The 12,773-nt window shown below is 69.1% G+C and carries 13 protein-coding genes; 2 read left to right on the top strand and 11 right to left on the bottom strand.

Features of this window, described 5'->3' with window-relative positions; genetic code table 11:
- Nucleotides 1–43: 43 nt before the first annotated feature.
- The 7 genes from C1746_RS16310 to C1746_RS16285 form a co-directional block, all read right to left on the bottom strand.
- On the bottom strand, nucleotides 44–859 hold the full coding sequence (locus tag C1746_RS16310; protein WP_162867858.1) for a GNAT family N-acetyltransferase: 816 nt from the start codon (nucleotides 857–859) through the stop codon (nucleotides 44–46).
- A 16-nt stretch (nucleotides 860–875) separates the two neighbouring features.
- Nucleotides 876–1,787 carry a WYL domain-containing protein gene (locus C1746_RS16305; RefSeq protein ID WP_116715833.1) on the bottom strand — a complete coding sequence of 304 codons (912 nt, stop codon included), beginning with the start codon at nucleotides 1,785–1,787 and terminating at the stop codon, nucleotides 876–878.
- Nucleotides 1,788–1,799: 12 nt separating this feature from the next.
- Entirely contained in the window at nucleotides 1,800–3,005 is a 1,206-nt protein-coding gene (gene ftsY / locus C1746_RS16300) for a signal recognition particle-docking protein FtsY (RefSeq protein WP_116715832.1), read from the bottom strand.
- A 40-nt stretch (nucleotides 3,006–3,045) separates the two neighbouring features.
- Nucleotides 3,046–4,203, bottom strand: a complete 1,158-nt coding sequence (locus tag C1746_RS16295) for an EAL domain-containing protein (protein WP_162867857.1) — start codon at nucleotides 4,201–4,203, stop codon at nucleotides 3,046–3,048.
- 5 nt (nucleotides 4,204–4,208) lie between these two features.
- Nucleotides 4,209–4,376, bottom strand: coding sequence for a DUF1059 domain-containing protein (locus tag C1746_RS22165; RefSeq protein ID WP_162867856.1), 168 nt, complete (start codon nucleotides 4,374–4,376; stop codon nucleotides 4,209–4,211).
- Between the two features lie 90 nt (nucleotides 4,377–4,466).
- Nucleotides 4,467–8,024, bottom strand: a complete 3,558-nt coding sequence (smc, locus tag C1746_RS16290; protein ID WP_162867855.1) for a chromosome segregation protein SMC — start codon at nucleotides 8,022–8,024, stop codon at nucleotides 4,467–4,469.
- Between the two features lie 106 nt (nucleotides 8,025–8,130).
- Nucleotides 8,131–8,349 (bottom strand): hypothetical protein, encoded by a 219-nt coding sequence (locus C1746_RS16285; RefSeq protein ID WP_116715829.1) that lies wholly within the window; start codon nucleotides 8,347–8,349, stop codon nucleotides 8,131–8,133.
- A gap of 185 nt (nucleotides 8,350–8,534) precedes the next feature.
- On the opposite strand from C1746_RS16285, the gene C1746_RS16280 reads away from it, so the two are divergent.
- Together C1746_RS16280 and C1746_RS16275 are read left to right on the top strand one after the other, a co-directional pair.
- A complete protein-coding gene (locus tag C1746_RS16280) occupies nucleotides 8,535–9,554 on the top strand; it encodes an alpha/beta fold hydrolase (RefSeq protein ID WP_116715828.1) in 1,020 nt (339 codons plus the stop codon).
- A gap of 95 nt (nucleotides 9,555–9,649) precedes the next feature.
- Complete coding sequence (locus tag C1746_RS16275; protein WP_162867854.1) at nucleotides 9,650–9,955, top strand: hypothetical protein; 306 nt, start codon at nucleotides 9,650–9,652, stop codon at nucleotides 9,953–9,955.
- 160 nt (nucleotides 9,956–10,115) lie between these two features.
- Here C1746_RS16275 and C1746_RS16270 read toward each other — a convergent pair whose 3' ends face one another.
- Genes C1746_RS16270 through C1746_RS16255 form a run of 4 tightly spaced genes read right to left on the bottom strand, consistent with a single transcriptional unit; the run spans nucleotide 10,116 to nucleotide 12,613 of the window.
- Nucleotides 10,116–10,949: an Fpg/Nei family DNA glycosylase gene (locus C1746_RS16270; RefSeq protein WP_116715826.1), complete on the bottom strand. Its 834-nt coding sequence runs from the start codon at nucleotides 10,947–10,949 to the stop codon at nucleotides 10,116–10,118.
- Nucleotides 10,946–11,794: a ribonuclease III gene (rnc, locus tag C1746_RS16265; RefSeq protein WP_205711938.1), complete on the bottom strand. Its 849-nt coding sequence runs from the start codon at nucleotides 11,792–11,794 to the stop codon at nucleotides 10,946–10,948. Before rnc ends, C1746_RS16270 begins: the two co-directional genes overlap by 4 nt.
- 35 nt (nucleotides 11,795–11,829) lie before the next feature.
- Nucleotides 11,830–12,012 (bottom strand): 50S ribosomal protein L32, encoded by a 183-nt coding sequence (rpmF, locus tag C1746_RS23015; protein WP_116715825.1) that lies wholly within the window; start codon nucleotides 12,010–12,012, stop codon nucleotides 11,830–11,832.
- A gap of 58 nt (nucleotides 12,013–12,070) precedes the next feature.
- Nucleotides 12,071–12,613, bottom strand: coding sequence for a YceD family protein (locus tag C1746_RS16255; RefSeq protein ID WP_116715824.1), 543 nt, complete (start codon nucleotides 12,611–12,613; stop codon nucleotides 12,071–12,073).
- Nucleotides 12,614–12,773: the final 160 nt, after the last annotated feature.

Genomic DNA, 12,773 nt, shown 5'->3' with positions numbered 1-12,773 from the left:
GAGGCCACCCACCCTACCGGCGCACCTCAGCTCACTCGACCGCTCACTCGGTCGGCAGACGCAGCCACTCCCAGGCCGACGCCACCGCCACGAAGCCCCACCGCTCATACCACTGTCGCGGCCAGTCGTCGGCGTCGGCGATGAGGAAGGTCAATCGCTCGTTTGCTGCGACCTGCAGGGCCTTCGCCAGCAGCCCGGTACCGTGTCCGTGCCCACGGGCCTCACTGAGGACGTGGACCTGCTCGATCTGGGCGGTGCCTGCACCCCGGTACACGTGACAGCCGGCCTGCCCGTTGCTCGACAACACGAAGGTCGTGTCGATCCGCTCCGCGACCCGACGGTCCCGGCCGACCATGTCCGCCTGGACCGGCGCGGACCTGCCCCACTCGTTGTCGGCGGTGAACGCGGCCGAGACCGCAGTCCAGCGCTCGATGTCGACCAGGTCGAAGCCGAGCGGCGAGACCAGCGGCTCGGTCACGCCGTCGTGCACCATGTACACGGTGCGCGACATGGACCACCCCCGGTCGGTCAGGCCGGGTCCGAGGGTCCACGCCACCTCCGGGACGCTGGTGAAGACAAGCCGATGCCGCATCTCGGCCGTCGTCATGACCACCTCGGTCGCTCGCAGCACCTCGCTCAGCGCAGCCGGCTTGGTGACCTCCACGCCGTTGATGGAGTAGACCCGGGGTAGCTCGGGGGTCAGCCTGGCGACGCCGAAGGGGAGGTCCGTGACCTGCTCTGCGATCCGGTCGTAGAAGACCGAGTCGAAGCTCTGAACTCGCCGGACCATCGCCTCGGTGGACAGTCCACTGGGATGCCCCGGAGCCTCGTCCACCCCGCCATCCTGCTCGATGCTCACGTCGCCAGACACCGCTTCACTCGGGCCGGTGCGACACCGCGGTCGCCAGCAGACGGGCACGGCCGATCCGATCGACTGCGAAGGCTCGCTCCGCACTGCGGAGATGGCAGTACCCCCGCAGCAAATCGTCCTCGAACGCCCACGGATCGACCACGCGTTCGGTGGCCTGCCCGCCGCGGGAGGAAGCGAAGTACTCCAGACGCAACTGGCGCTGCTCTTGCAGCGCACGCGACACCAGCTGTCGGATGGCACGTGGCCCGACCGCCTCCTCCTCCGCCCCGGGCAACGTCATCTCCCGCTCGGACACGGTGATGCCGTGTGCCGCGCTGACCTCGGCCCCGGCCGATTCGAGTGCCGACTGCACCACCAGGGGTGGCCGGGAGGAGATCGCCACGGTGTCAGCGACCGTCCGCAGTGCGGCGCCAGGCACAGCCGCTGCCCGGTCGAGCGCCGCCTGCGTGGGCGCGATCACCACTGTCCGGGCCTCCTCGATCAGCAGCGGGGCCGTCGGTTCAGGTGGTGGCTCCTCCAGCGCATCGACGTCCACGTCCTCGGCCGGTGGCAGATCGAACGTCAGCGTGGCGTAGCCGTGTCTGGCCTCATCGGTGGCGTGCACCAGCCCCTCGTCCCCCACGATCACCAGTGCGCGGCGCTGCAGCCAGTCGAGGGGCGCAGGAAGTCGACCCCGCCCGGCCCAGCCGCGGCCGATCAGGTCCTCCACGGAGGCGGCACCATCGATCGCGACGGTTCGGAACACCTCGGCCGTGACATCCTCCGCGCGACTGACCAGGTCGGCGACCATTCCTGGCGCGATCAGTTGCTCGCGGAGCAGGCGCCGGGCCGTGTGCGTCGACCCGGGATCGTCCAGCCCGAGCAACGCCAGTGCGTCTCGGACCTCGTCCGCATCAAGCTGGTCGATCGAGGGCACGTGCGGGTCCGTCTACGACGCGTTGTCCGCGTCTGGGGCGACCTCGGCGAACAGCGCGTCGATGAAGGCGTCGGGGTCGAACTCGGCCAGATCGTCGATGCCCTCGCCCAGTCCCACCAGCTTGACCGGGATGTCCAGTGCTCGCTGGATCGCGATGACGATCCCGCCTTTCGCGGTGCCGTCCAGCTTGGTCAGGACCACGCCGGTGACGTCGACGGCGTCGGTGAAGGCCTGGGCCTGCGAGAGTCCGTTCTGGCCCGTCGTGGCGTCGATCACCAGCAGGACCTCGTCCAACTGCTCGGACTCGCGGGTGACGACGCGCTTGACCTTGGACAGCTCCGCCATCAGCTCCTTCTTGTTCTGCAGCCGACCAGCCGTGTCGATCATCAGCAGGTCGGCGCCCGCGGCCGAGGCTGCCTGCCAGCCGTCGAAGGCTACTGCGGCCGGGTCGGCGCCCTCGTCCTGGCGGACCACGCGGGCGCCCGCGCGCTCGCCCCAGACGCCGAGCTGTTCGCTGGCGGCGGCACGGAAGGTGTCAGCGGCCGCCAGCACCACGGACTCGCCGGCGTCGACGTGCCGCTTCGCCAACTTGCCGATGGAGGTGGTCTTGCCGGTGCCGTTGACGCCGGTGAAGAGCCACACGGTTGGCCCGTCCTCACGCCGGGCCATGGACCGATCGGCGATGCCGAGCTCGAGGCGGAGCACCTCCTTCAGCAGCGCCAGCGCCGCCTCGCCGTCGGTGATGCCCTCGTCCTTGACGCGGTTGCGGAGACCCTCGACCAGCTCGAGCGTGGCCTCGACCCCGACGTCGGCAGCGATGAGGGCTTCCTCCAACTCCTCCCAGGCGTCCTCGTCCAGGCCGGCTGAGAAGATGCCGCGCAGGTTGCTACCAAGCGCTCCTGACGCCTTGGCCAGCCGCAGGCGGAACCGCTGACCAAGCGTCAGCGTGACCTCCTCGATCACCGGCTCGTCCTCGATGAGCAGGTCGGGACCGCCGGGGTACGGATCAACGTCTGTGTCCGGCGGCCCGGGCTCGATGCCGTCGGCAGTCTCTTCGCGGGTCGTGACGTCGTCCCGCGTCAGCGTGTCACCTGCCGGTGGGGTGTCGCCGACCGCCCCGTCGCCGGTACCGGTGCCGCGTCGACGCCCGACGAAGAGCCCGGCGACGACGATCAGGATGATCACCGCGACGATGGGCAGGACGATGATGAGTTCCATAGCCGAGCAGGCTACCCGGCGGCCCTGACAGCGTTAGGCGCTACTGCTCGGTGGTGATCCGGTCAGCCAGCGCACTCAGGAGCTGTCGGGGGCGCACGATGCCCTGGGCCCGGCCGTTGACGTCCACGACGATGACCGGTGTCAGCTCGCCGGCACGACCGACGACGCGCTTGGCCACGTCGGAGATGTACTCCGTCGACTGGACCACGAGCGGACTGATGACCCGCTCGCCGCGGTGGAGGAGCGCGTACGGCCGGCTGTAGGCGTTGACCTCGACGGCGGTGACCTGGTCGGGCGGTTCGGTGGAGGAGGGAACCAGCGGCACCACGTCCATGATGCTGCTGACCTGCTCACGAGCTGACAGCTGGGCGGCCTGTCCTCGGATCAGAGCGGTGGTCTGCAGCGACATGGCCGTGTCGAAGGGTGTCTGCGGTCGGCGCAGATAGAAGCCCTGCGCGAGCGGGACACCGAGCCGCATGATCTCCGTGAGCTCCTCCTCGCGCTCGATCCCCTCCGCCAGCACCCACGCGTCGATCCGTCCGGCCAACTCACCCAACATGCGGACGACGGCCCGCTTCGCAGGGTCCCGGTCGATGCCGGAGACGAGCGAGCCATCGATCTTGACGATCTGTGGCCGCATCTCGAGCAGCATCTGCATGCCGGCGTAGCCGGACCCGACGTCGTCGGCAGCGATCATCGCACCTGCTGCACGCAGCTGCTCGATCGGCTTGCGAAGGCTGGCGAAGCTGCCGATCTTGGAGTGCTCGGTCAGCTCGACGACCAGCCGATCGAGGTTGCCGTGTTCCCGGAAGACGGCCTGGACGGCCTCATCCAGCAGGCTGTGCGGCTCGATGTTGACGGTGAGGAAGGTGTTGCGGGGCAGGTCCGGCAACCAGTGCAGCGCCTTGCGCAGCGCGATCGCATCAAGCTGTGCGGCGAGCCCGTGGGATGTCGCCGCCGCGAACCAGGTATCGGGTGAGCCCTGCAAGAACCGAGCGAGAACCTCGAACCCGACGATGGTGCCCCGGCCGAGATCGATGATCGGCTGAGCCACGTGGGACAGCAGGTTGTTGTCCCGGCACACGGCCAGGATCTCATCCCGCGTCGGCGTGTAGGGCCGGTCGGCCCGGGGGAGGTCCCGGGCGTCCGTCCCGACAGGTGTCTCGAGGTGCACCGTCTCGTCCCCGGGCTGGTCCACTGGTGTCAGTGGATGTTGTCCGTGACCGACTGGATCAGGTCGTCGGTCACCTGGTTGATGCCATGTCCGTCCCGGGCGTGGATGCCCACCTGACTGAGGATGGCCTGGACCGTCTCCCCCTCGAAGGTGGCGTCGCAACCAGGGACAACATCGCCGCAGGCAAACTTCTTCATGACGAAACGGACCTCACAGGTGAGAGAACAGGGGTGTGCAGAGAGGAGTATCGGCCGATTGTGGCGAAACTTGACCGGTTTTCCGCAGACTCAGCCGCGCGGTGGCGCCGCACCAGCACCAACCAGACCCGATCGCTCCAGCTTGCGGCTGATGACCTTGCTGACGCCGCTCGAGTCCATCGACACCCCGTAGATCATGTCGGCGACCTCCATGGTCCGGCGTTGGTGGCTGACGATGATCCACTGGCTCGTCCCACGGAAGTCGTCGAGGACCGCCAGGAAGCGACCGAGGTTCGCATCATCCAACGCGGCTTCGACCTCGTCCAGCACGTAGAAGGGTGAGGGACGAGCGGCGAAGATCGCGAACAGCACCGCGAGCGCGGTCAGCGACCGTTCGCCACCGCTGAGCAGGCTGAGCCGCTTGACCTTCTTGCCAGGGGGTCGAGCTTCCACCTCCACCCCGGTCGTGAGCATGTCGTCTGGCTCGGTCAGGATCAGCTTGCCGGATCCGCCGGGAAAGAGCATCGGGAAGATGCGCTCGAAGTGGTGGGCGACGTCGTCGAAGGCGGCCTCGAACACGTCACGGATGCGAACGTCCACCGCCTCGACCACGCGCAACAGGTCGGCCTTCGATGAGCGCAGGTCCGCCAACTGGTCGGTCATGAAGGCGTGCCGCTCCTTGAGGGCGTGGAACTCCTCGAGCGCGAGGGGATTGACCGTGCCGAGCAGCCCGATCTTGCGAGCCAAGCCATCCTCGGCCTCGGCCAACTCGGCGTTGCGCTCCTCGCCGCCGGCGACGAGATCATCACCCCGTTCGGTGACCTGCGCGTCGGCATCGGTGATCCCCAACTCGCGGAGGCGCCCACGGACCCCTTCGATCTGCAGGCCCAACTCCTGACGGATCAGATCCTCGCGGTGGCGGTTGTCCTTCTCGGTGGCGAGATCGGCGTCGAGCTCAGCAGCCCGTGCCCGGACGACACCCAGCTGGCGTTGCTGCTCGGACCTGGCGTCCTCCAGCCGGTCGCGCTCCGCAGCAGCTGCCACCCGCGAGTCCTGTGCCCGCTGGTGAACGCTGCGGGCCACGCCCTCCAACTCGTCGCACCGGGCGATGGCAGCCAGACGCGCCGCCTGGCGCCGACGGCGCTCGGCCAGTTGGGCCTCGACACGGTCGGCCTCGGTGAGGAGTTCGGCGATCCGCCGCTGCAGCTCGTCGGCGTCCTGCGCCGCGGATGAGGCGGCCAGTCGAGCTTGGACCTCGCCCTCCCGGGCCGCGACGAGCGCATCGTCCAGACGCTCTGCTTCGAGGTCCCCGGTGGGAACGCCCTCGAACCGCGGATCGCGCTCGGGGGTCTGCGGCCCCCGCTCCTCCAGAGCCGCGATGCGGGTCGCGCGATCCTCGGCCTGCCGGCTGATCTGATCGTGCTGTCGCCGGATCTGCTCCCGTTCGGCCTCGCAGCGCTTCAATTCCTTGCGCAGCCGCCCCATGCGCTCGGCTGCGGCCGTGATCTGGGCGTCGGACTCCTGCATCGATGCCTGCGCGGCCTGGAGATCCTCGGCGATGTCCTCTACCGCGCGGTCGGCATCGCCCACCCGACGGTGGGCTACCCCGAGATCGCTGGCCAGGGCGTCGGCCTGGGCCTTGGCCTCTTCCGCGGCCGCCCGAGCCAGGACCGCCGTGTGGGCGGCGGCGCCACCGCCAGCGTGTCCGCGAGCGCCGGCCAACTCGCCGTCCGGGGTGACGAAGATCAGATCGGGTCGGGTGTCGGCCAGGCGACAGGCGGCGGCCAGGTCGTCGCAGATGTAGGCGCCGGCCAGCGCGCGACGCACGGCGGCGACCACGTCGGCGGGCCCGTCGATCAGCTCGCCGAGCGGACGCGCGCCGATGGAGTCCAGCGACGGCTGCTCGGGCTGGATGTGGGGGGAGCCGGCGACCAACAGCAGTGCCCGTCCGACGTCGGCGTCTGCGACGAAGCCCAGTGCACCCTCGGCGGCGGTGCGGCCGTGGACGACGGTCGCGTCAGCCACCGGGCCGAGGGCGGCTGAGACGGCGGCAGCGAACCCCTCCTCGACCGTGACCAGCGAGGCCAGCGGTCCGAGGACTCCCTCGATCCGGCCCTCGTCGGCCGCGGCTGCCAGCTGCGCCGCACCTGTCCCAGGCTCTGCGGAGGCCGCGAAGAGCGCGTCAGCGCGTGCCTCCAGCGACGCGCGGCGCCGTTCCAGCTCTCGCTCGGCCACAGCAGCATCGGATGCGGCCTTCTGCAGCTTGCTGCGCCGTTCGCGCAGCCCACGCAGCGCGTCGGCGAGCTCGGGCTGCAGCGCATCGAGGCGACCGATCTGCTCGTTGACCGCGATGGCATCGGCCTCGAGTTCGGTGGCACGGTCGTCCTGCGCCTGGAGTTGGGAGTCGAGGCGACCCAACTCGGCGTTGGCCTGCCCCAGGGAGGAGCGCAGCGTCGCCAGCTCCCCTTCCCACCGAATCTGCCGCTCACGTGACTCGGCCAGCCGGCGGGCCTCGGCCGCTGCCGCCTGCTCGTGCGCCCGCCGGGCCTGCTCGGCCGCGGCGGTGGCCTGTCGCGCCGCGTCGAGCTCTGCGGCGGTGCGCTGCACGCGGTCCTGCACCTCGGCCAGCTCAGCGCCCGCCCGGTCGGCGTCGGCCCGCAGCTCCTCTGGCGGGCGGCCGGCGATCGGTTCCTCGGCCGCCTCCGTCAGTCCGTTCCGGCGCTCCACGATCCGCTCGACCACACCGGCCGCACGTTCAGCCAAGTTGGCCAGCCCGAACTGGGTCTCGGTGGCCTGCCGGACGGCGGGGCTGAGCTCGGAGAGCTCGCGCGAGATGGCACGCTCCGAACCGCGCAGCGCGGCGAGGGACTCCTCCAGCCCGGCCAGACGGGCCGTCGCCTGCTCGGGATCCTCGAGCTCGTCGTTCCACCGCACCAGCAGCGCAGCCAGATCCCGCAGGCCCCGATCGACCCGGATGGCCGCCAGCTGGTCGGAGAGCTCTTGGTGCTTCTGCGCGGCCTCCGCCTGGCGCTCGAGCGGTCGCAGCTGTCGCTTCATCTCCCCCAGCACATCGACCAGTCGCTCCAGGTGGCCGTCCATCTGCTTCAGCTTCCGCAGCGCCCGTTCCTTGCGGCGGCGGTGCTTCAGGATTCCGGCGGCCTCCTCGATGAACGCGCGGCGCTCCTCCGGTCGGGCGTTCAGGACCGCATCGATCCGACCCTGACCGACGATCGTGTGGGTCTCACGCCCGAGGCCCGTGTCGCTGAGCAGTTCGGCGACGTCCAGTTGGCGACAGTCGACGTCGTTGATCGAGTAGGCGTTCTCGCCACTGGCGAACATCGCCCGGCCGACTGTGACCTCGCTGAACTCGATCGGCAGGCTCTGATCGGCGTTGTCGATCGTGATCTGCACAGCCGCGCGGCCCATCGCCTTCCGGCTCTTCGCACCGGCGAAGATGACGTCGGCCATCTGGCCACCGCGCAGGTCCTTGGCACTGCGTGTGCCCATCGACCACGTCAGCGCGTCGACGATGTTGGACTTGCCCGACCCGTTCGGCCCGACGATGACGGTGATGCCTGGCTCGAAGTCCAGTTGGGTCTTGTCTGCAAAGGACTTGAACCCTCGGATCTGCACGGATTTGAGATACACGGTGGGATCGGAGTCTAGGAGTCCGCACACCGAACTCCGTGGAGGCTCGGCCGCCCAAGCGACCGGGTGCCCCCCGTCAGTCGACTGCTACAGCGCTGCGATGACGCTACGCGGAGGTGCTGGCCAGCGCCTTGTCGTCCAACGGGGTTTCCAGCACGTTCTCGGCGACGCTCAGCGACCCGGCCTGGACCTCACGCAGCATCGCGTTCTCGGCCTGCAGCTCATCGATCTCAGCCTTGAGTTGGGCCACCTTCGTCCGCAGCGCTGTCAGCTCGGCGAGCAACTTGTGGGGGACGGTGTCCCAGGAACCGACGATGGCCTTCATGTGTGGCTGTCTCCTAGCGAGGTGTGGAGTGGGGGCGATTTGGGTGGGTCGTGTGACCAGCTTCAGATGTGGTCGTCGGGGTGACGCGCTCGTACCCTCGAAACGCACGCACCACACGACCGGCGGCGCGTTGCCTGGAACTATACGCCGAATGCTCCCGATGAGACAAGGGTTAGACCTCCGCAATGCCCACCGCGCGACAACGGATCGTCCTCGCTGCGCTCGCGGGAGGGGTGGTCGGCACGACGGCCGGTTCGGCGCTGGTCACCTGGTTGACCGGTCGTTCGCGTCAACCGATCGACGGCCTGGACACACTCAACCCCCCACCGGGGCTGCCCGAGGCCAAGATCATCCCGATCCCTGATCGCGGGGAGATGTTCGTCCGCGACCATCCCGGCCCGGCGCACGGAGCCGATCATCCCCCGATCGTGCTGCTGCACGGGTGGCTGGCATCGGCCGACCTCAACTGGTTCACGAACTACGAGGAGATGGGGAAGCTGGCCCGGGTGATCGCGCCCGATCATCGTGGACACGGTCGTGGGACCCGCCACTCCTCGCCGTTCCGCCTGGCGGACGTTGCTGACGACGTCGCAGCCCTCATCCGCCACCTCGATCTCGGCCCGAGCATCATCGTCGGCTTCTCGATGGGTGGCCCGATCACCCAGCTGCTGTGGCAGCGTCACCCCGACGTCGTCGCGGGCGTGGTTCTGTGCTCGACCGCGTCGGAGTTCCGCTTCGGGCCGCTCAGCGGCGCCCAGTGGCGCTGGATGTCGGTGTACCAGGTCGGGACCAGGCTGCTGCCGAGGTCCTGGCTCGAGTGGGCTCTGGTGGCGCAGCTTCGGGGCAAGCTTCCGGTCAGCATCACCCCGGTCATCAGCCCCGAGATGGAGGACGCGGCACCGCCGATCCCCTGGCTGGTCGGTGAGATCGAGCGGGGTGACGCCGAGGACGTCTCGGAGGCCGGGCGGGAGCTCGGCCGCTTCGACTCGCGAGGCTGGATCGGCGGCATGGACCGGCCGGCCGCTGTGATCGTCACCACTCGGGACCGACTGGTCCCGCTGACCTCCCAGCTCGAGTTGGCGGCCAGGATCCCGCACGCACTGATCACCGAAGTCGAGGGGGACCACGACGCCGCGGCCGCGAACGCCACGGAGTTCAATGCCGCGCTGCAGCAGTCGGTGGCCTACATCACCGATCGCCTGTGACTGACCGGCCAGATCAGGTCGACGCGGACTCCCAACCCCGGGTCCGGCGGGCTGGTCGGATCACCGGCCGCATCTGGAACCGACACGGTCGACCGATGAGCGAGCAGGCCCGCCGGAACTGGGCCACTGCTGCCGCCTACGGCTGGTTCGTCGGCTACGGCTGGATCGGCCTGGTCCTGTCCGTCGCGGCCAACCGATTGATCGCCGAGCCGGGTGAGCGGGCCTCAAGCCCGCTGGTCACGATCGTGGCGGTGGCCGGCGGTGCGGCGCTCGGTTACTGGCAGGCCCGTCACCGCCTGGCCGTCCACGAGAACCCGGAAACCCCACCCCTCCGCTTCTTCCCACTCCTCGTCTGCGCCTGGCTTGGAGCCATCGGCGCCGCCCTCCTCATCTCCGTCTGACGCCTACTGCCCGTAGTCACCCGTGAGGGGTTGTCGGAACGGGCTGCGGGAGGACAGTCCGGGGGCGGCGGCGTGGTGGAGCCGATGCTCAAAAGGGGTTCGCGGAGGCGTAACCATGCTGACGACCCCGGACGGACACCTCAGCGTCGACGAAGACCTGCTACGTCTGCGTCTTCGGCGAGTAGTAGGCGTACAGACCCTTCCCGATCTTGCCGTACTCGATGGTCGCGCGGGATCGGGCGTCGGGCTGACCCTCACGACCGTAGATCTTGAGGTGGTCGACCTCGTCGTAGGGCAGGAACCCCTCGGGGTACTCCTCCGAGAGCTGGTCGGTGCCACCTTGCTTGATGGCCTCGTAGATGACCTCGAGGATCGCCCGGTGCAGGCGACGGACCTCCTGGCTCGACAGGGTGGCGGACTCCCGGCTGGGCGCAAGCCCGGCCTCGAAGAGGATCTCGTCGGAGTAGATGTCCCCGAGCCCGACGACGAAGGAGTCGTCGGCCATGACGGCCTTCATCATGTCCGCGCGGTCGGTCAGGGCCTGAGCGAACACCGGCCACGGGATCGGCTCCGCCAGCGGGTCCATCCCGAGGTTCTGCAGCTCCGGAAGGTCGGCCACCTGATCGGTGTCGATCACGAACAACTCCCCGTCGGGTTCGGCGTCGTGATAGTGCAACGACCCGCCCGTGGTGAAGGTCATCGTCATGCGGGTCAGGGGCAGCCGGTCCTCGTTGGCCGTCTCCTTGCTCATCCGGGCACGCGTGCCCGGGATCACGACGAGGGTCTTGTCCTCATCGAGTCCGAACAGCAGCAGCGTGCCACGGCGCTCCAACTCGAGGATCTTGCGGTCCGAGAGCGTCTGGGAGAAGTCCTTGATGGTGCCGTGCCGCTTGCACAGGTCGGCCGGGGACAGCCAGACGTCCTTGACCTTCTTCCCGACGATTTCCTTCTCCAGGTCACGCTTGAGTACTTCGACCTCGGGCAGTTGGGTCACGGACGATCCTTCGCTGATTCGGTTGGTGCGGATGGTGGAGTGGCGGGCGCCGATGCGCCGGTGCCGTGGCGTTGCCTCAGAAGTCTGAACGCCTCGCGGGCGGCACCCTGCTCAGCTTCCTTCTTGCTGCGGCCGATGCCGGAACCCAGGCTCTCCCCGTTGATGACCACGTGGGCGGTGAACTCCTTGGCGTGGTCCGGTCCGGTGTCGGTCAGGTGGTAGCTGGGCATCTGGTTCAACTCGGCGGCGGTGAGCTCCTGGAGGGAGGTCTTGTAGTCCAGCGACTCGCGACGGGTCACGATGTCCTCGAGCATCGGCCGGAACAGCCGCAGCACGACCTCACGCGCAGTCTCGATGCCGTCGTCCAGGTACACAGCGCCCAGGATGGCCTCCATCGTGTTGGCCAGGATCGAGTCCTTGGTCCGACCGCCGGACTGCTGCTCGCCGACCCCCAAGCGGACGGCGTCGCCGATGCCGATGTCGCGCGCGACCTCGGCCAGGCTGATGGTGTTCACAGCAGCGGCGCGGACCTTCGCCAGACGGCCTTCGGCGCTCTCGGGCAGTGTGGTGTAGATCTCGTCGGTGACGACCAGGCCGAGCACCGCATCACCGAGGAACTCGAGGCGTTCGTTGTCCCCGATGCCGCCGGCCTCGAAGGCGTAGCTGCGGTGGGTCAGAGCCTGCCGGAGCAGTTCGACGTCGTCGAAGACGACGCCGAGCACGTCCTCGAGCGCCGCTTCCTCCGCCGTGCGGGTGGCCGTCGGAGGGCTGGTGTCGCCGGCTGGCTCACGGTCGTCCCGGGCGTCGTCTCCGCGCGAGTACATCACGGACTGAGCGTCGCTCATCCGTGAGTGGTCTGGCATGCCGGTGGTGACAGGGCCTAGGGACGCGGCTCGACGACCTGGCGGCCGCGGTAGGTGCCACAGGTCGCACACACCGTGTGGGGCTTGGTGTCAGCGCCGCACTGCGAGCACCGCGTGATGGTCGGCGGGGATGTCTTCATCCACTGCGCCTTGCGGTGCCGGGTGCGGCTCCGGGACTTCTTTCGCTTCGGTACGGCCATGAGAGGCTCTCCTGGTTGGTGGGGTGGTCAGTGATCTGGGCTGGGCCGCGGTGTGGGCCTAGGTGTCCAGCTCCAAGGTTTCGAGGACTGCCCAGCGATCGTCGATGAGCTCCTCGGAGCAGGCACAGCTTCCGGTGTTGCGGTCGATCCCGCAGGTCGGGCACAGGCCCGCGCAGTCCGGCCGGCATCGCGGGGAGGGGTCGGCGGCGGCCGCGAGCGCATCGCGGATGAGGGCGTCCACGTCGATGGTGCCGTCCACGACCTCATAGCCCTCTTCCACGTCCTCCGGCTCCTCGGCGGTCGAGGGCTCGGTGAACAGCTCGGCCACGTCCGCGCGGATCTCGTCGGTGGTGAGCTCCGTCAGGCAGAGGGCGCACCGGGTGGTGGCGTCCACGCGAACGGCACCACGGAGGAGGACCCCGTCGACCAGGGCGTCGAGCTGCCCGCTGATGGTGACGACGTCACCGAGTGTGGCGAGCGGGATCTCGAATCCCTTGGGTACGCCGACACGCAAATCCACCGGGCGCGTCGCGCCCGGTGAATCAAGTAGTGCGCTGACCTCAACCGTGGTCGAGTCCAGCTCGGGAAGATCAGTGGCCATGGGCCGTCGTCAGTCGTGCCTTCGTGAGCTCGAGGTCGCAGGATCCGGCGTGTGCGGGCGCACCAGTGCGGTCGCGTTCCGCGCAAGGTCCGCAATCATAGCTTGCGCCGTCCCGGTGGACACGGCGTCGGCACCCCGGGGGCGGCTGGACGAGGTGCGG

Origin of the sequence: Euzebya tangerina (genome assembly GCF_003074135.1) — a bacterium.
Lineage (GTDB): Bacteria > Actinomycetota > Nitriliruptoria > Euzebyales > Euzebyaceae > Euzebya > Euzebya tangerina.
This window is presented reverse-complemented; position numbering and strand designations above follow the sequence as displayed.

Bases quoted from the DNA above. Each gene is read 5' to 3' on its own strand.
- C1746_RS16280 (WP_116715828.1), top strand. From the start codon at position 8,535: ATGCCCACCGCGCGACAACGGATCGTCCTCGCTGCGCTCGCGGGAGGG.
- C1746_RS22165 (WP_162867856.1), bottom strand. From the start codon at position 4,376: ATGAAGAAGTTTGCCTGCGGCGATGTTGTCCCTGGTTGCGACGCCACC.
- ftsY (WP_116715832.1), bottom strand. From the start codon at position 3,005: ATGGAACTCATCATCGTCCTGCCCATCGTCGCGGTGATCATCCTGATC.
- rpmF (WP_116715825.1), bottom strand. From the start codon at position 12,012: ATGGCCGTACCGAAGCGAAAGAAGTCCCGGAGCCGCACCCGGCACCGC.
- rnc (WP_205711938.1), bottom strand. From the start codon at position 11,794: ATGAGCGACGCTCAGTCCGTGATGTACTCGCGCGGAGACGACGCCCGG.
- C1746_RS16255 (WP_116715824.1), bottom strand. From the start codon at position 12,613: ATGGCCACTGATCTTCCCGAGCTGGACTCGACCACGGTTGAGGTCAGC.
- C1746_RS16275 (WP_162867854.1), top strand. From the start codon at position 9,650: ATGAGCGAGCAGGCCCGCCGGAACTGGGCCACTGCTGCCGCCTACGGC.
- C1746_RS16285 (WP_116715829.1), bottom strand. From the start codon at position 8,349: ATGAAGGCCATCGTCGGTTCCTGGGACACCGTCCCCCACAAGTTGCTC.